The organism is Bacillus sp. AR2-1, from assembly GCF_008368755.1.
Lineage (GTDB): Bacteria > Bacillota > Bacilli > Bacillales > Bacillaceae_G > Bacillus_A > Bacillus_A wiedmannii.
In genome coordinates this window covers 41239-58868 of the sequence record NZ_QORY01000043.1, presented here as the reverse complement: position 1 = coordinate 58868, position 17630 = coordinate 41239, and the positions used below count along the sequence as shown (strand labels likewise).

The window sequence follows — 17630 nt, the reverse complement described above, 5'->3', positions numbered from 1 at the left end:
AGATATCAGGTGTTTCTTGAGGTCCTGATGAATATGCAAAAGATTTTGATGGAATAAAAAACGGAATAGGTTTTATATCGAATAATCTGAATTTAGATTTGGTATTGTCTTGATTTGAACAGAACTTACACACATAATCCCCTCCTATAAAGGTTTGTATTATATTGTAAACATGACTTGTATAAAAGTGATAGTACAATTACCTAAAATATAGATATAACTTATATTTTTCAAACTTTTTTTATAAATTACGATAAGAGTCCTATCAAGAGGCTTGTATGTAATTAATTTCAAATTCCATACTTGATACATTTTTTGTTTATTTGAATTTTATATAACATTAAAAAATGCACTAGGAATACAATACCTAGTGCATTTTTTCACCTTGCTAATTACTCTCCTCGATCATCACTAACTGATAAAATATCACTAATTTTGACACTAATTTGGTTAGGATTTTCAAGTGCATTTCCATTATCATTACTTTCAACTTCTACGCCCTCTCCATTACCACGACGAAGTGTAACAAAGGTTTCTCCGATTCGAGTAATAAGACCTTCTACGTGAAATGAAGGCAAAAATAATACAACCCTCGCTCCTACTAATTGAAATGCGCGTAACAAAGTGCGGATTTCATCTTCACGATGTTCTGCCATTTATATCATCCTTTCCTTTAAAATTTATAAAGTAGTGAAGAAGTCTTTTGGAATCCAACCTACTTACTATAAAAAAACTAGTAAAGTAAATCTCATCTTTTTAGTACTGCCTCACTACTTTATAAGATAGATTATGTTTATTCTTGCAATTTGCTTAGACTTGCTCACTAATAATATAAATTCAAACGTCTCCCTATATTTTCAGAAAATTCAAATAATATATTCGGGGCATTATCTGTGAAAACCTCGATACTTAACATACCAAAGATTACGATAACTTTTTATTTATTAAATTAGATAATAGAATTGAAAACAATAACGTTCTTCCTTATAAAAGTGAATTTCTCTTTTCTTGACAGTAACTAACTCTGAGTTTGCTATAATATAAAATATTTGATCTTTGCTATTATGTACTTTATATTGTGTCCAGCCATTTATTTTTGCATCAATTGTGAATTCCAATCTTTCATCATAGAAACAGTGTATTATACAGGTGCCTTTGATTTAAATACAGAATTTAGATTCAACAAATTAGTAAATATAAATTAAAAGGAGGTTCGTGCTTTTTAGTACATGCTATTATTACAACCGTTCACATAAGTGCTACCGGAAGAAGCGTAAAAAATGCGACTGTGATTGTCTTTGTGAACCTCGCTATCAAACGTTAACATCTGGACCTTTATTTCGCAATTCGGACACCGACTTCATTCAAGTTTCTGCGCTTAATCAAACAGACGAGCCACAAATTGTAACTATAGCGGTACAAAATTACCAAGATACTTGTGTTGGTGATGTATTTCCCTCTTATGAATATCTTTGTGGGGAGTTAATTAACAATGATAACGGTGGTTCAGATGATGACGTAGGCAATAAGAATGGTAATGGATAATGTATCTATTGCGAACCCGAAGGAGTAACTCCGTTTATTGGTCCAGTTACATTTACGATTCCACCTCAGCAACTTTTTAGCTTAAGGGTGTTTGCCCCCCAAGAACCTATTTTTCACAAGACCCTATATACGTAGTTCGAGTGACACAGCCAGTAAATCCGGCTATTCCAACAGACGCTGCACTACCACTAGACCCTGTCCGACTAGTTATCATAAATACATGGGGCATTAACTTTGGAGGAGTGATTCAGCAAGGGAATACGATGTTGAACGGGCAGTTTTATCCAACCGATCTCCCCAGTTGAACCCATTTAATACGTTATAAACTAAAACAAGCCGACAGGACGGCTTGTTTTTACTTCACATACACATAGGCTTCATTTGCATTTATATAGTATGTTTTTCCTTCGCTATTGTGAAATATACACCCAAAAAACGTACCCAAAGATAAGATATTATTTAAAACGAGAATATTTTTCTTCAACTAGTGTTTGTTGATAAATGTCGCAACTAGTAGTTCTCTCCACTATCCCTTAGAAATTAGCATAGTTTGTATGAATTCTATATCTAGTAGAAAGCTCTCTATCATATAAGAGTATAACAATAGATTAATAAACAAGCAGTTTTTTTACTAAAACATAGAATAGTATGAACCCTAATTGAAGGGAGGTATAAAAGAATGTCCTGGAATAATGATTGCTGGAGTTCTAAGAAAAATCATTGTTGTGATGATTGGTGGAAATCTAAAAATAAGCATCATTGTGATGACGATTGGTGGAAATCTAAAGATAAGCACAATTGCGATGACGATTGGAAGTTTAAGCAAAATAAGTGTCGTTGTAAATGTTTCTTTATTTGTTGTCATTGTAAAAAGAAACATTGTTAAGTTTTTGAGTGCCAGCTTAAAGACAAAGAACATGTCTTTGGGACTGATAAATACTAGGTTATAGTAATTAAGAAGACCGTCTCTAAATGGGACGGTCTTTTCTATTTCTGTCTTAAATAACTATACTCTATTGTCCAAGCTTCCCTCCTACTCTTCGCATAGCATGTACTAAAAAGGAGGTGCGTGATTAATATGTCAAACTTTTATTACGACCGTTCACATAAGTGTTATCGGAAGAAACATAAAAAATGCGACTGTGATTGTCAATGCGAACCTCGCTATCAAACGTATACATCCGGCCCTTTATTTCGTAATGCAGATACGGACTTCATTCAAGTTTCTGCATTTAATCAAACTTACATAGTATGCCTTTCCTAGTAGTTATGGATAGTAATCGAAATTTATTTGTAATCTATCTAAATATCCAATTATCAATAAATATTGATTTAATTAACAAATATAAATATAATATTAATTGCTATATTTATATTTATTAATGAAATAAGTAATTAATTTGTAAAAAAATTAATTAAAAGGAGCTCACTAATGAAATTCAAACAAATTATTATAGCAGGCGCTGTTCTTGCTACATCAACGTTTACCTCTTTAACAAATGCACAAGCTGAGACTGGATTTCGCGATGTTCCTTCAGATCATTGGTCTTATAATGCAATTATGGATTTAAAAGAGAAACAGATCTTTGCTGGTTATGGAAATGGTATATTTGGTTTTGGTGATCCCATCACACGAGGTCAAGTTGCTAGATTGTTATATACTTATATGCAACCAGTGACTGATCCTACTGACCCTCCTTTCAAAAATCCATTCAATGATGTAAAAGGTACTATGTTTGAAAAAGAAATTTTAGCGATTGCTAAAGCTGGAATTATGAATGGATATGGTAATGGTAAATTTGGCCCAGATGATACTTTAACTCGTGAACAGTTGGCTGCTGTATTAAAAAAGGCTTTCAGATTAAGAACATCATCTATAACTACATTTGAAGATGTTGAAAAAAATTATTGGGCTACTGACGCAATCAGTGCACTTCAAGAAAATAAAATTGTAGTTGGAACAGGAAATAATATGTTTGAACCTAAAAAAATTGTAACTCGTGAACAATATGCACAGTTTCTATATAATGCAATTAATTTTGTAGAAGCAAAACCTGAATTACCACCGTTTGATCTCCCTAGCTCTATGATTACAAGTGAATTTCATTACGACAGTAGTAGCTGGACAAACAGTTCACCGTTGCTAATAAATTCTGTATCTAAAGAAGCTCAAAATCTAATAACTAAAATAAACAATAATTATAATGAAGATTTCAAATACGAAAGCGTATATATCAGCGGCGGCCAGATGGGCGATGGTGAAAGGGTAGAATTACTTTCCTCTAATCCTAATTTAGGAAAGATTTATGATTATGGACAAGGGCAACTCTATTTAGTAGGTGAGAATGAAAATGATTTCATGATTACATTTATAATTGATAAAGCTACTGTAGAGTTAGCAAAAAATTGGATTACCTTAATAAATTCAGATTTAAATCTAGATAAAGAAATTAACGATATTGTTGCATTACCTTTCAAAAATTCAGGGGAGCGAGATTATCACGCATACTTAGATAAGGGTAACTACAAAATGGAGTTAGGCACAATGCTTGCATCAAATGGTTATGAAAGAATATACATAAATGTTAAAAGAAAATAATTAATAGATAAAAAAACAAGGTTTTCATTGGAAACCTTGTTTTTTTAATTCACTTTAGATATTCATAGTATCACTTATGCACATCTATCCATCCGATAAAGTAACAAGTAGCTAAACAGAAATATTTAATACATTATTGAACGGGTAGTTTACTCCAACTTATCCATTTCTACTTGGTGCCCATATTCCTCAGCTAATCCCACTTAATACGAAATAAATAAAAAAGCCGCCCAACAGGACTGTTTTTTTTAATAAAACTATTCTTTTGTAAGGGAATATTTAACATATATAGACTTCATTTACAATTAAGTAGATTCTATTTCACGCGAATATTATTATATTAATCTAAAGTTTCTGTATCTACATTTTTTTCTTTTTGTCTCATAATTTTAATTGGGAAAGGGAGGAAAAAAATGGTTCAAATCAAGGTAACACCTGAAATGCTAGAAGAAGTCGCAAATCGTGCAAGTAATACCAGAATCGCATTAGAATCTATACATAATAATTTATGTAATGAAATTGATCATTTGTGTTTTCAATGGATTGGTGCCTCTAATCAACAATTCATTCAAATGTTCAATGATGCGAGACCAAAAGCTTTTACATCTATCAATTCACTTATACAAGTGGAAGAAGATTTGAAACGAATTGCCGAAAAATTCCGCAATACAGATAATCAAGATGTTACAATGGAAAAAGGTGCAATGTGTGGACCACTATCATCAGAAAAAGAGGGTTTTGATGGTAAAAAACTAGCTAGGGATATAGCGGGTGAAATAAGTGGTGAGTATGATGTTCGTCGTGTTTGGGATGGTATTGATCCATCTACTGGCGAAAAACTTTCGGGGTGGGAACGTGCTGGAGCAGGTGTCATGGCTGTAGCCGGACTTACACCCTTTGGAAAGATAGCTAAAGTAGGAAAAGGAGTTAAAATGACTGCTAAGGCTACTGAGGCTGTAAATACAGCTAAAAAAGTACCTGTTGGGAAAGCCAGCGGGACTAAGTCAATTATTTCATCCGAAATGGAAGAGAAAATTCTTTTGGGACAGAGAAAAAATCCTAATAAAAATGAAATTATTGGAGGACATTCATCAAATATTAAAAATAGTCATCCTAATTATGCTACAGAGACGATTAAGGTCAATCCAAATGGTACGAAAGATATCAAATATACGACTCAATTCCCTGACGGGAAATTGGCTAAAATAAAAAATAGTACAATATTTCCAGATAGTTGGAGTGATACAAAGATTTTAGATAGTATAACTGATATAGGTAACTCTTCCCCGTTAGGTATTAGAGGGAGAGATGGAGCAACTTTTCATAGGGAAATTATTGACGGCGTAGAAATTGATGTAATAAAAATAGGTGACAATGTGGTTAGTGGATATCCAACAGGTCAAATTAATGCACCATTACCAGGTGGATTTACCAAATAGAGGAGGAACATAAATGTATGAAAAAGTAGATGCAGTATTATCTGAAAATAGCTCAGATAACTACTTCTATGATGATGAATTTATGTATGTACAAGAGTTGATAAGTGAATTTACTGAAAATGATTGGGATAAATTGCTTCAAAATCTAAAGGACAGAGATGATAAATATAAAATTAGATTAGTATATTGTATAGATGAAGATACTGGGATGAATGGATTCAATTTATTACTAGATTTACTCAATGCGAATGATGAATTAGCTGAATATGTAATAGACTCTTTGCGTTCTTTTAACAATGAAGAATATAAAAAAATAATCGCTTCCAACAAGAAAATAATGGATAAAGCAGAGAGTCTACTGAAAAAATCGAGTCTGCCAGTTAAAAGAATTTTAGAAGCATTTTTACAACAAAATACACAGTCTTAGTATTTATATCTTTAGAAACAGAATTGTTTAAACTAAATAAAAACGAACTCTATTATTCGATTGGCGTCAAATAATAGAGGATTGACTAGTAAGTGTATCACCTGAAATTCCCAGAAGCGTATGGCGTGAAGCTGAAGCATCTGAAATAGAGCCTTCACATTGCTTGATATTTTTTGCCGTTCTTTATAAATACTGGCTGCAAAGTGAATCTTGGCTGTAATTCAAAGCTGGTAATTTCACCTGCAGCTTGCCGTATTTTTAATCCGGAGTAATAATCGGCTTCAGCTTTACTATCAAATACATGACCGTCTAGTTTAACTTTTTTATTGTTATATTTACTCATAACTTTTCTCTTTCGCTTCACTAATTAACTGAGTGATTTTATATACAGTATTTTGTGCACATTCCATGTTTCTTCACCCCTTGAATATTTTTCAAAAATCAATACATACTATTTTCAAGCCGCTTACTCCACGGCTGGTACTTCCTTCTTTTACAGTAAGAGGCAGATTGGTTCATCACTTTTCTAATTCTTACTGTATATTTTTAAAAATATCGAAAATAATACCAACAAGCTGTTTGAACTAGCAGCTTCACTCTTCTCGCAATGGGAATGCAATTTATCACAATTAGCTAACTCATTCGACTAACTGGCAGACAACCGAAAATGTTGTCTGCTTTTTGTATGGAATTTTTCATTTTACATATACTACTTTTGAGCCTGTTGCCAATGCAAGCCATTTGGTGTTTTGAATTCCGACTAAGCTTTTTGTTGCATAGATTATTACATCTTTGACAACACTGTTTTAAAGCGCGTTTTCTGGTTATTCGTAGTTCTAATCCAGAATAATTTTTCTCCTATAAAGGACGGCAGGTACGACTGCTCGTCCTTTTTTACTTATACCGCATACTCTCCTTTTTGGTAGTTTTGCACCACTTTCCCCTCATCATCGTAGTAAGCAATTTCCCAAAAAGGATGACAGTTGTGCTTCTCAATTTCTCCATCGAACAAAACGAACAAATGAGTTTTCCAGTTTCCGACGATCGTACCCCACATGCCAGCTATATTTACTCGCATACCCATGTAAGCGAAATGCAGGTTGCGATAATTCTGCATTCTCTTGAAAGCTTTCTCTGCGCTGTACATGCGCTTGATATCAAAAACGCCTTCATTCTCGCACTTTACAAACTTCATAAATTCAACCATTGGCATTGTTAGAAATCTTGTTCTGAACTTCTGCCAGTACAGGAATCTTGCTTTTCCTTCCGTTTCCGCTACTACAAATTCTTCATTTGGCCAATGTTCGAAAATAGTTGTGAGTTTGAATTTGTAAAGGACCACCATTCTTCCACCTCTCCCTTAATTCGCAATCAACTTACGGAACAATTCTTCGTTTCTTGTGTCTAGTGCATGATCGATAAGTTGTGCTTTGGCGAGTTTTTCTAAATCATTAACTACCTGTGCTAGTTCCAATCTTTCAGTAAAAGGTATATCTGTTTCATCAGATACTTCACCTTCTAATACCTCAATGAATAACGGATATCTGAATTTATCAGCGAAGTTTAATTCAATAAAAATTGTTTCTTTTTGATTAAAACGGATCTGATCAAAAGCTTTGTCTGGATCATCAGAAACTAAATTGTTTTTATAAAATTTAAATGGTACTGTTTTTGTGCATTGCGTAGACATAAACAATGAAATTGGTTTATCGAATTTAACTCGTTCTACAAAATGAACCCTTTTTAATGCCCCTTCATTTTTCAGTAAATATTCCAAAATCCAAAGGCACTCTCTCCACTTCATTTTGTAATGCTCTTTGAACCATTCAATAAATTCACGCTTTTTCTCAACCGACACGATGCTCATGCAGTAACCCCCTTTTCCATCCTTCAAATTTTTCTATCCAAGCATTCCAATTTTCTTTTTGCGTTGCTGCTTATTTGTCCCATTATTGATCCACTCCTTTTTTCTCCGCTTGTTTTTGTTTCCCATCTAAAATTTCAACCGCATTGGTTAGAGCTGAAGGTAAAGTGATTCCAATACGACCAGCATTTACTAACAATGAAAGCAATTCATTCCCGATGAAAAAGAAAATCGTTGCTTCACGAATTACACTGTTTGTTCCCATAATTGCATCATCTTGAGTGGCTGCTGCGACCAAAAGAAAAAGCACCACCTTTTTGGCGATGCCTTTAAAACCAACTTTACTTTTTAACTCTCCATTAATTCCTGCTGCGAATACACCGGTAATATAGTCAATTGCTGCCATAATAACAAGAACTTTCAACGTTGTATCCCGTCCTCCCAAAAAGTATCCGCAGAAGCCACCGAATAAAACTATAAATGCTTTCAGTAATACATCCATACGATCCATCTTTTCACTCCTTATTTATAATAAAAAAAGAGAGACGCTTGTCCCTCTCTTAATAAGTACTTTTATTTTTATATTTTAAATCATCCCTTTTAATATTAAACCCAAAACTGACATAGTGATTGCGCTAATAATAATTCGCAAAATCCAAGTTGTATTCATGCTAATCTTTTCTAATTGCTTATTAATTGTTGCTATGTCTTTCTCATTAATTGTTGTGCGGGTTTCTAAATTACGAATATCTCGCATGATTTCTTTTTGTTCTGCTTTTAAACTATCAATTTTCACATAAACATCTTCCAATACGTTCACATCCTTTTATCATCTTAATAAAGCAATCTTTACATGATATGAGACAACCTTATTCATGGTGAATTTATCGCAGGAAATCCCATACAAAATCCGTATTTTGTGCAAAATAAAAACAGCTTACGGCTGCTCTGATTTCTCATTTATTAATTTTCGAACTAACTCTTCTAACGTTGCTATCTTGTTGTTTATTAATGTAATCTCTTATAAATAAATTATGAATCGCCTTTAAATAAGGCGATTTTTTATTTTTTAAAATCAATAACAATCACATAAAAACGTTACTATTAATCGGAAACAATAAATTTCTTAACTTGATGGTAATGGATCATTATGTTCCTTTGACGAATTACGCTTCTTTTTATGCCGTTTCTTCACTTACTCATATCTTCTATTTTATGTAACTAAGCCAAATACTTTATCGCGGTCTGGACTACGCTGTCTCGCCATCTACATTTCACCTGTCACCTCACGTTCAAGTTTTTATATTTTCATGAGTTCACTACTTATGCTGATTGCTAAATAAATTTTATTTAAAAATATTTCTCGTTTATTTGTTACGAACTTCCTTTTGGTTTGTATATAGCAATGTAAGATAAAAAAGAGCTAAGGGAGTCGGGACATGAACCTTAAAATCAAAACACCAAACGGATTTAAATCAGATTTTTACATTTCACCAGAATTTATTAGCACTATCGGATTATCCATCTTATATCTCCACCTAGCAGGAATCATTTGATTCTTACTTTTCTTTTTCGTTCGTTTGTTTTGTTAAACGCTAAATCCAATTGAGACTGCGCCTTTCAAATTATTAAGTATTAAAAATCTTAATAAAAAAGAGTGCTATAAAGATATGCACTCTTTTAAAAGGCTTTACCAATCTCGACGATCATCACGATCACGGTCATGATTACGTCTGCGACGACACTCATCACAATCGCAGTCACGTCTACAATGACAGTCGTTAAAATCGTTTCTTCTGCGTCTACGACCGCATCCGCAAAATACTAAATCATCCCAAAATCTATTGCAATCTCGAGAATGTCCAAAATTATTGTTGCATCTCATAGATATGATTCCCTCCTCTAAAAATAGAATTCATCATATTCTATGAATAAAAGTTGAAAACAGCTTGTTTACTAGCCTATGTTTTTTGTTTTACACTAATAATATTCCAATTTGCAAGTCTGCCTCGCTCCTTATCTTTCCTTAACAACAAACAAGACACCAACCAGATCATGGCAGCGTCTACGATAATTGATATTGGTCTTATCATTCGGCATCATTCCTATTTCTTAAATAAAACAGAATCAACGATTGTTAAAACTACCCAAGCTATTCCGAGAAACACTGCAATTATTGGCGTCAACCAGAAGTAGTGATACCATTTTGTGTAACTACTCATCTTCCACCATTCATGGAGTGGATTAAGCCCTATCATTTATAACAACCCTCCCCCATTTTGTTCAATAAAAAGAGAGCACCTGCGCCAGTAGATGCTCTTAATGTGATAAAGAGTTTCTTATGAGTATTGAAATAAGGTAGATACAAGCGAGTGAGCCTGTCCTACACTCTTCAATATATGTAAAGGGGCAAACGAAAAAGAGCAATCCCCTATATATAATTAAAGCACCTGTATATCAAACGTTTATATCACCAATCAACCCAGCAAATATACCAGGCTCAATAAGAAACACAAAAGCCACGACACTCACACATCGTGGCTGACTATATAAATTCAATTGGTCTTTTCGTCCTTCTTGCGGATTCTTACCGCCCTTGCCCGTTCTCCGGTAACGTTTTGATAAAGGGGCTACGCTATCCCCACACTATTCTTCTTTCAAAGAACTGTATAGATATAGAGTAATATTGATTCTGTTTTGAGAAATCCCCGGAAACGTTCCCTTTTTATCGAAAAAAAGCCCTGCATTTATGCAGGTCAAATATAAATTAGTGACTTTACTTAGATAAGATTACTGATGGATTTCATATCACTTATTCTGTTGGAGACGGAAATCTTGCAGCTTCAAAATGCGTACTATTTTCTACAGTAGAGATAACTCCAGCTACGCTACTTTGTGCAAAAACCTCGACTACATCCCCAGCATTCAATTGAATTATTGATGAAACGGCAACAACATTAGCAAAGTTTATTGGACCAAAAAAATCATTATCTATTGCAATTGCTGGATTTCCATTAACTCGAATTTCTACCCGCGCTCTATAGTTTACGTTTAGATTATTGGGAATGAACGCAATTGTTCCAATAACAGAATAAACACCTCTTGTCTTTGGTATAAAAATGGATGTTGCAGGGTTATATTCATTTGCTAAATCAAATTGTTCATTTTGGAATAAGACTTTTACAAAAGTATTTGCTGGCACAATCTGATTAACTGTGCTCACAGCTCTAAAAGCAGATGCTCTTACAAGATTGTATTGGTTATCATCAGAACAACAATTCACTTTTACATTAACCCAAGGCTTTTCATCATGTTTTTTATCACATTTGTCATAACTCTTACTACTTTTATGACAATCATGATATTTCTTTTTGTTATCCTTACAATGATCATAGTAGGAATAAGACATACTAGTTTCCCCCTTTTAAATTTATTACTACATACTATGTAAGATAGATTGAAAAGGTTTGGACGAGCTATTATTATTTTTAATAGAATTAAAAAACCCTACCAATTGGCAGGGCAGGGAAATAATATAACATGTAAAGCGGAACAACCTCATCTTAACCAATCTATACAACATTACAAAATATTAGAATCCCATTTCCGATACCTCAAAACTAAGTTTATATAATCCCCACAGCTGTAGCTATCAACTGAATATCACTTTTTTCCTTCTGATAAAACGGATCACGCTTTATCATTAATTCGTTGTACACAAACGAATCTTTAACCTTTCGATTCCCTAAGTACTTCATTTCAATTATCCTACGTTCCTCTTCATCAAGAGATGTTACAACGTCCGTTCAATTTGTTTAACACGTATCTCATGATTCTTTTCGTCACCTTTCATTTTAGGAAAAAGAACGATGCCCCCCCGCTCGAGCCAGTTCTTCTTGATTTTTCATCCGGACGCACAATGCTTTGTAGTTTTTCAGCTCCTTCACCACAAGTCTATGCATCTCCTTTTCATCGATGTCTTTAAAAAATGACAATTGATTCATACGATACGGTTCCCCTCCGTTCGATCTACTCACTTATAAACGAATTATTTTGTTTAAATTTATACAGCATCTATTAAACACATAATAATTATAATTTTTTACTAGTATACAAGCCGTATCTTTTAAAAGAAGCACAACATAGAATAAAATACAGGACAAGACTTTCAAAAAACTTGTCTGAGTTTATTCTCAAAAAAGAGGTGAACATAAATGCCTATCGTTAAGCCCTTTATAGCTGGAAGACGATTTGTAAGTACAGCAGCAACAGGGACTGTCGCTGGAGCAGATTTAACTTTTGCTAACACAGACTTCACTGATGACACTGGTGCTGTAACAACATTCCCTGCTTCTTATGCTTTTTTAACACTTTATATTAATGGCGTTATTCAAACAGGGGATACTATTACTGGTGTGACTACTACAGCTGCTACTATTGTAGGAGGAGCTGTCCTAGATGGAGGAACTCCTATCGCAATCGAATTTACAATAACGTAAATTTAGTTATCTTTTTAGAGGTTTCATTAAAAGAAACCTCTAATTTTAAAAAATGAAGTTAATTTTAGTAGCAACTACATAATGCGGTGCATATACTATTATAGGATGATTGGTATTTATACTCACTCTTGAAAAGAGCACTTATATGGTGCTCTTTTTTAGTTTTAAACTAATACAAAATGAAATTTTTACCACATAGCTAATTGTTAAATATTTTACGCTTATACATTATAATGGAATAGTTATTGTATATTGGCATTAAGAGGAGCGTCTTGATTAAGCGCTTCTCTTTTTTTATAAAATAGCGTTTTTGTTCAAAATGATGACCTTATCTATTCGGACACATTTACAAAAAAACTCATGATATGGTTAATTAGTCGATTACCTCATTACTTGACGATTACCCTTAGAAGCCCCGCAAACAATCGGGGTTTCTTTTATTAAAATAACTATTTTGTTGCATTTCCCAAGGGTTGAATTCCGAATCCTCTTTCTTTATTAAACTCCTTCATCTTTATAAAATTCTTGTAAACTCCCATATGAGTTTATAGTCATTTTCTCCCTCGCCATTGGTAAAGCTGCACTAACGCTAATAGAAATACTTATAGGTAATGCAATTTGCATTTGTTTCACCTTTTGGCTACATTTCACACAGAACTTGTCATTTGTTCCATCTTCCATGTCAATCCACTTATGTTTGCATTTCATTCTGTCCCTCTCGCCTTTAGATAATTTTCTGCGAATCGTAATTTCTGATCAATATACGAATCATTTTCTTCTCCACCACTTGCCAACCAATCTCTTACATGATTATGAATATCTTGAAGAACTACTAAAGGTAATTGTGAAGAAAGCTTATTTATTTGCTCTAAATATGTCATTTCTTTCTCTCTCCTGAATAAAACTCAAAATTCCGTCAATACTTTAGACACATGGTTATCTTTCTCCGATTTTCTTATAAAAGCAGTTAGCTTTTGCTAGCTGCTCTTTTATTTGTGACCAAGTGAAATCTTTACTAAAAATAATGAACTTTCAAAGCTACTGAATTGTAAATATAAATACACTACTATATATCTATAAAGGGGCGTTTTTATATAAATCCATATCAAAGAATATCTTTTATAATGATTATTTTAGTACCACTCCTTTTCTTAACTGTCACCCTAGTAACTGGTCGATAGGGGTTCTTCTTTTGGAGCCTACTGCCTAGTTTTATAAGTGGGATAATAGCTTTCAACTCTATAAAAAAAACACGACAGTAGAAAAAAACTTTACAAAGTGTGCCTTTACAAGGCGCTCTTTTTTACATGTACTTACCAAATAGTATTTTTATTGAATTTTCATTGACTTTACGTTGACCTTTTGTTGACTTTTTCTTCACATTTAAAAGAAACGAACATACGATATTGTATGTAGTCTCTCCGCTCATAGGGATCTACCTTTCTTATCGAAGAGCATGCTTATATGTGTGCTCTTTTTACTTACAATGAAATAACAATTTTATTTAATATCCATTTCCTCTTGCATAAGAACTACAGTTTTAAACATTACTTGCTCAAAATCTTTTTCATCCATGTATGGCTTTACAATCTCTAGAATCGCAATAACCCATTCAAATTTGTTCACATTCTCACTTATATAACTACATATAAATATTAAGTTTCTCATTTAATTAACCTAGTGTTATAATGCAAGAGATTGATAATCATATTTATCTATTAAAGAAGGGTTCTCAAATTTCAGCACCTTGACGCATACCGTTAGGGGCTGAACTACTTTGTTGCGATAAGAATGATGTAATATTTATCATTTACAATAATTTTACAATAAAACTAAAAAAGAACACCTTAAGTCGGTGCCCTTCTTGCAAATATCAACCTTTATGTAATTGAACATACAGATAAAACTAATCCCCCAAATGTAATTGCACCTAGTAATCCTAATACAAATCCAGTTATGCAAATACAATCAGCAAGACAAATGGAAGACTGCGATAATGGAACAAATGACCTACTTGTACTCGATCCATATTGTTTTATTTTCTCATAATTCATATCTAAAATTAATTGTAGACATGCTATACCTTCCTCAATAGAATGAAGAGATTCTTTTTCTAATCGATCCAATAATTTACTATTAAAAGTAATTGGAAGAGGATACCGTTTATCTAATTTCATATGTTGATAAATTAATTGTAAACGAGATAATATATTATTTTTCTTTTTTTCACATGTTACTGTGTGTTTCATTTTATTAAATTCATTTAATAACAGTGTCAATTCATCTCTGTTTCCGTATAAATCCCTTGCTATTTTTCTCTTTAGTTTGTACGAATGGATAATAGATTTAAGTTCAATCATTTTAATACACTTCCTAATAGAATTTTACTTACCTCAATATTTTAAAAATAAACAGTACTTTTAAATCTTATTTAAAATACACTCAAGTATCTTCATTTACTATCGATTAACATTACATTAATCTTACATAGTTGTAATAATTGCTTTCGCTACCCACTAACTAGAAGCAACAGATTCCTTATTTGATGGTAAAAATATAAAAAAGCAATGATTAGGTTTTAAGTCTAGTCATTGCTTTATATATCTTATCTTGATTTACAACTAAAAATCTAAATATCATTCTTTCACTTGAATGCTACATGTGTTTTTATTAAATTCTTTAATAAAAATTATATAATACTTCACTATTGGATTCCTTTTTTCTCTTATCAATATTCATATGTTACAATAGTACCAGTTGTATCAGTAGTACCATTAAAACCACTAAAACAATTAGAACAACTACCACAGCCGCCACAGCCGCCACAACCTCCACAACCTCCACAACCAAAACAACCGAAGCAACCAATACAACGGAATCCACCACAACGAAATCCACCACAGCGACCTGCACAACCTCCACAACGACCACAACCGCCACAGCGACGAGCAGCATCTTCAATATAGTAATATGGATATTGGTTTTGTTGGTCCCAATACACAATATTTCCAGATTGGTAATCATTAAGGCTTAACGCTTGTAGTTCTTGTTGAAACTTATTCATTTTCATTACCTCCGTTTATAAACTTCAACTTTTCCAATGCTTTCTTATATTTCTGTTCGTTAAATCTAAGTAGAAATAGCGCTATAAACTAAGTTCAATACGTACCCCTACAAAATATGACCTATCACTAGATAATGCACCTTGTTCATATACCTATTTTTAGGTTATTTTTTCCATAGGCTCATTTTTATAAATTGAAAAAAGACGCACTTAGATTGATGCGTCTTTTTGCGATACTTCTTTTGTGAAATCATATACATAAGTATTATCCATACCCCTACTCATTATCCAATGACATCTTCTACTTCTGTATTCACTGGCCACTTTTCTAAAGTATAAGCCATTTCCCAAAATGAATATTCATATTGACTACTAATAATAAAATGCTGTTTCATTCGCTTCCGGTCAGACTTTGTCACTTTTTCAGCGATAGTATCTAACCGTGTAATTTGCTCTTCAACTAATGTACGGAACCAATCAGATCCATAAGCAGAAATCCATTCGTTATAAATTGGCTCTTCTGGCTGACATTCTTTTAAACGCTCCCCAATTTCATAATACAACCAATAGCAAGGTAAAATTGCTGCAATGATATCGCCTAAATGTCCTTCATACGCAGCACGATACATATGTGAAGTATAAGCGTATGCAGTTGGAGCAGGGATAAAATTATCTTTCTCTTCTTGTGTTATCCCTAGTTTCTTCGCAAAGTTCTCATGTAAAGATAATTCCGCCTCGTATGTATTTTGAGCATGGTGTGCCATACGAGCTGTCGTTTCTAATTCCAGTGCTTTTGCAGCTCCTAAAGTTTGTACTCTAGCGAAGTGACTCAAATAATATGAATCTTGAAGTACGTAATAGCGAAAACTAGCTAAATCTAACGTTCCTTCACCAAGTTGTTTTACAAAAGGGTGATGAAAACTAGCTTCCCAAATTGAATCTACTTCTTGACGTAATGATTGTGAAAATGTCATTTAAATCCCTCCAATAAAGTATAAAATTTAAGTATTTACCCACAGTTATTAAATCTGTAAAATAAAAAAACTTTCTTTACAAACGTAAAGAAAGTGAAATTGACAGTATTTATTCATAAAATAGTAATGTCTTCCCACTTCCCTACGCTAGTATTAACCAGATCAGGTACTAAGAGTCTCAAATTCTCATTTGATCTCAGCCTATAATAGGCCCCCCTAGTGGATAAATATTTAATTTTCGTATTGTATTCATCATAACATACTTCATGTTACTGTCAAAAGTATTCATGATAGCGCTTCTTAAAATCCTTCTTCTTTTCTTGCTTTTAATGAAGTTTCAATAATCATATCTAATAGTTTACTATAATGAATACCAGCTGCATCTGCACTTTTCGGTAGTAAACTTGCTTGTGTCATCCCTGGTAATGTATTAACCTCCATTACATATGGAATTCCGTCCTTTACCATCATATCCACCCTTGCATAAACGCTGCATTTCAATGCTTTATAACAAGCCAGTGACGCTTTGTTTACACGTTCCTTCAATTCTCCTGGAAGTTCGATAACTTCTTCAATTGTACTAACATCATCATATTTTGCATTGTAATCAAAGAACTCAGCTGCATGTCGGATTGAAATAATAGGTAACTGTTTTCCATCAAAAATTGAACATGTAATCTCATCACCTTTTATATACTTCTCTATTACTACTTCAGAATCCCATTCAAACACAGTTTCCAGCATTGAAATTAATTCATCTTTATCATATACAATCTTTACCCCAACACTTGATCCACCAGAGTTTGGTTTTACCACTAACGGAAATCCTAACTTCTCTAATTCATCAAGATTTAGATCCGCCATTTTTGTAAGTTCAATCCAATCGGGTGTTTCTATACCTTCATAGCGTAAAATCTTTTTCGAAATATTTTTGTCCATACATATACCGCTAGATAACATATTGCTCCCGCTATATGGAATACCTAAACTTTCAAGCGTGCCTTGAACCGTCCCATCTTCTCCATATTTTCCGTGTAATGCAAGCAGCGCAAAATCAATGTCTTTCGCTTTTTCGATTAAATCCATTTTTTCATTTAACGTAATTGGTACGATTTCATATTTATTTTTATCTAAATTTGCAATCATTTCATTTCCAGTCATAATTGATACTTGTTTTTCAGAGGATACTCCCCCCATAATAACGCCAATTCTCATTTCC

Annotated in this window: 24 protein-coding genes and 1 riboswitch; of the genes, 6 read left to right on the top strand and 18 right to left on the bottom strand. The window is 33.1% G+C overall.

Features of this window, described 5'->3' with window-relative positions; all coding sequences use genetic code 11:
• Window positions 1-392 precede the first annotated feature (392 nt).
• The gene (locus DT250_RS30675) at window positions 393-656 is read right to left on the bottom strand and encodes a hypothetical protein (RefSeq protein WP_000807636.1); all 264 of its coding nucleotides are present in this window, start codon (window positions 654-656) and stop codon (window positions 393-395) included.
• 1029 nt (window positions 657-1685) lie between these two features.
• Here DT250_RS30675 and DT250_RS32490 point away from each other — a divergent pair.
• The 5 genes from DT250_RS32490 (at window position 1686) to DT250_RS30645 (ending at window position 6010) form a co-directional block, all read left to right on the top strand.
• Window positions 1686-1850 (top strand): hypothetical protein, encoded by a 165-nt coding sequence (locus tag DT250_RS32490; RefSeq protein ID WP_252195181.1) that lies wholly within the window; start codon window positions 1686-1688, stop codon window positions 1848-1850.
• A gap of 387 nt (window positions 1851-2237) precedes the next feature.
• Window positions 2238-2495 carry a hypothetical protein gene (locus DT250_RS30665; RefSeq protein WP_088610433.1) on the top strand — a complete coding sequence of 86 codons (258 nt, stop codon included), beginning with the start codon at window positions 2238-2240 and terminating at the stop codon, window positions 2493-2495.
• A gap of 482 nt (window positions 2496-2977) precedes the next feature.
• Window positions 2978-4144 (top strand): S-layer homology domain-containing protein, encoded by a 1167-nt coding sequence (locus tag DT250_RS30655; RefSeq protein WP_088063580.1) that lies wholly within the window; start codon window positions 2978-2980, stop codon window positions 4142-4144.
• Window positions 4145-4557: 413 nt separating this feature from the next.
• Entirely contained in the window at window positions 4558-5583 is a 1026-nt protein-coding gene (locus DT250_RS30650) for a WXG100 family type VII secretion target (protein WP_088063579.1), read from the top strand.
• A 13-nt stretch (window positions 5584-5596) separates the two neighbouring features.
• Window positions 5597-6010: a hypothetical protein gene (locus DT250_RS30645; protein ID WP_000273069.1), complete on the top strand. Its 414-nt coding sequence runs from the start codon at window positions 5597-5599 to the stop codon at window positions 6008-6010.
• A gap of 154 nt (window positions 6011-6164) precedes the next feature.
• Here DT250_RS30645 and DT250_RS30640 read toward each other — a convergent pair whose 3' ends face one another.
• The 10 genes from DT250_RS30640 to DT250_RS31955 all read right to left on the bottom strand — a co-directional run bounded on the left by DT250_RS30640 (window position 6165) and on the right by DT250_RS31955 (window position 11878).
• Window positions 6165-6353 carry a DUF1064 domain-containing protein gene (locus DT250_RS30640; RefSeq protein ID WP_149214319.1) on the bottom strand — a complete coding sequence of 63 codons (189 nt, stop codon included), beginning with the start codon at window positions 6351-6353 and terminating at the stop codon, window positions 6165-6167.
• A gap of 555 nt (window positions 6354-6908) precedes the next feature.
• The gene (locus DT250_RS30635) at window positions 6909-7355 is read right to left on the bottom strand and encodes an MFS transporter (RefSeq protein WP_255450552.1); all 447 of its coding nucleotides are present in this window, start codon (window positions 7353-7355) and stop codon (window positions 6909-6911) included.
• Between the two features lie 15 nt (window positions 7356-7370).
• Window positions 7371-7877, bottom strand: coding sequence for a YpiB family protein (locus DT250_RS30630; RefSeq protein WP_088610337.1), 507 nt, complete (start codon window positions 7875-7877; stop codon window positions 7371-7373).
• An 82-nt stretch (window positions 7878-7959) separates the two neighbouring features.
• The gene (locus DT250_RS30625; RefSeq protein ID WP_098816171.1) at window positions 7960-8385 is read right to left on the bottom strand and encodes a phage holin family protein; all 426 of its coding nucleotides are present in this window, start codon (window positions 8383-8385) and stop codon (window positions 7960-7962) included.
• Window positions 8386-8460: 75 nt separating this feature from the next.
• Window positions 8461-8685, bottom strand: a complete 225-nt coding sequence (locus tag DT250_RS30620) for a hypothetical protein (RefSeq protein ID WP_000390479.1) — start codon at window positions 8683-8685, stop codon at window positions 8461-8463.
• A gap of 879 nt (window positions 8686-9564) precedes the next feature.
• Window positions 9565-9759, bottom strand: a complete 195-nt coding sequence (locus DT250_RS30605; RefSeq protein ID WP_149214318.1) for a hypothetical protein — start codon at window positions 9757-9759, stop codon at window positions 9565-9567.
• Window positions 9760-9979: 220 nt separating this feature from the next.
• Window positions 9980-10132, bottom strand: coding sequence for a hypothetical protein (locus DT250_RS31960; RefSeq protein WP_157639288.1), 153 nt, complete (start codon window positions 10130-10132; stop codon window positions 9980-9982).
• 554 nt (window positions 10133-10686) lie between these two features.
• Window positions 10687-11283 carry a hypothetical protein gene (locus DT250_RS30600; RefSeq protein WP_000122592.1) on the bottom strand — a complete coding sequence of 199 codons (597 nt, stop codon included), beginning with the start codon at window positions 11281-11283 and terminating at the stop codon, window positions 10687-10689.
• A 217-nt stretch (window positions 11284-11500) separates the two neighbouring features.
• Complete coding sequence (locus DT250_RS32485) at window positions 11501-11632, bottom strand: hypothetical protein (protein ID WP_255258669.1); 132 nt, start codon at window positions 11630-11632, stop codon at window positions 11501-11503.
• Window positions 11633-11728: 96 nt separating this feature from the next.
• Window positions 11729-11878, bottom strand: a complete 150-nt coding sequence (locus DT250_RS31955; RefSeq protein ID WP_179952883.1) for a hypothetical protein — start codon at window positions 11876-11878, stop codon at window positions 11729-11731.
• Between the two features lie 210 nt (window positions 11879-12088).
• On the opposite strand from DT250_RS31955, the gene DT250_RS30595 reads away from it, so the two are divergent.
• A complete protein-coding gene (locus DT250_RS30595; protein WP_001123250.1) occupies window positions 12089-12373 on the top strand; it encodes a DUF4183 domain-containing protein in 285 nt (94 codons plus the stop codon).
• Window positions 12374-12871: 498 nt separating this feature from the next.
• On the opposite strand, the gene DT250_RS30590 is transcribed toward DT250_RS30595, so the two are convergent.
• From DT250_RS30590 to ddlB, 7 genes are all read right to left on the bottom strand, one after another.
• Window positions 12872-13081 carry a hypothetical protein gene (locus DT250_RS30590; protein WP_052760572.1) on the bottom strand — a complete coding sequence of 70 codons (210 nt, stop codon included), beginning with the start codon at window positions 13079-13081 and terminating at the stop codon, window positions 12872-12874.
• Complete coding sequence (locus tag DT250_RS31950; protein WP_179952882.1) at window positions 13078-13254, bottom strand: DUF6877 family protein; 177 nt, start codon at window positions 13252-13254, stop codon at window positions 13078-13080. Before DT250_RS31950 ends, DT250_RS30590 begins: the two co-directional genes overlap by 4 nt.
• Window positions 13255-13873: 619 nt before the next feature.
• Window positions 13874-13999 carry a hypothetical protein gene (locus tag DT250_RS32480; RefSeq protein ID WP_255258668.1) on the bottom strand — a complete coding sequence of 42 codons (126 nt, stop codon included), beginning with the start codon at window positions 13997-13999 and terminating at the stop codon, window positions 13874-13876.
• A gap of 254 nt (window positions 14000-14253) precedes the next feature.
• Window positions 14254-14733 (bottom strand): homoserine dehydrogenase, encoded by a 480-nt coding sequence (locus DT250_RS30585; protein ID WP_179952881.1) that lies wholly within the window; start codon window positions 14731-14733, stop codon window positions 14254-14256.
• Between the two features lie 368 nt (window positions 14734-15101).
• Window positions 15102-15443, bottom strand: a complete 342-nt coding sequence (locus DT250_RS30580; protein ID WP_098133536.1) for a heterocycloanthracin/sonorensin family bacteriocin — start codon at window positions 15441-15443, stop codon at window positions 15102-15104.
• 278 nt (window positions 15444-15721) lie between these two features.
• Entirely contained in the window at window positions 15722-16411 is a 690-nt protein-coding gene (gene tenA, locus DT250_RS30575; protein WP_088063567.1) for a thiaminase II, read from the bottom strand.
• A 122-nt stretch (window positions 16412-16533) separates the two neighbouring features.
• A riboswitch (TPP riboswitch) is annotated at window positions 16534-16639 on the bottom strand.
• Window positions 16640-16711: 72 nt separating this feature from the next.
• On the bottom strand, window positions 16712-17626 hold the full coding sequence (gene ddlB, locus DT250_RS30570; protein ID WP_088063566.1) for a D-alanine--D-alanine ligase: 915 nt from the start codon (window positions 17624-17626) through the stop codon (window positions 16712-16714).
• Window positions 17627-17630: the final 4 nt, after the last annotated feature.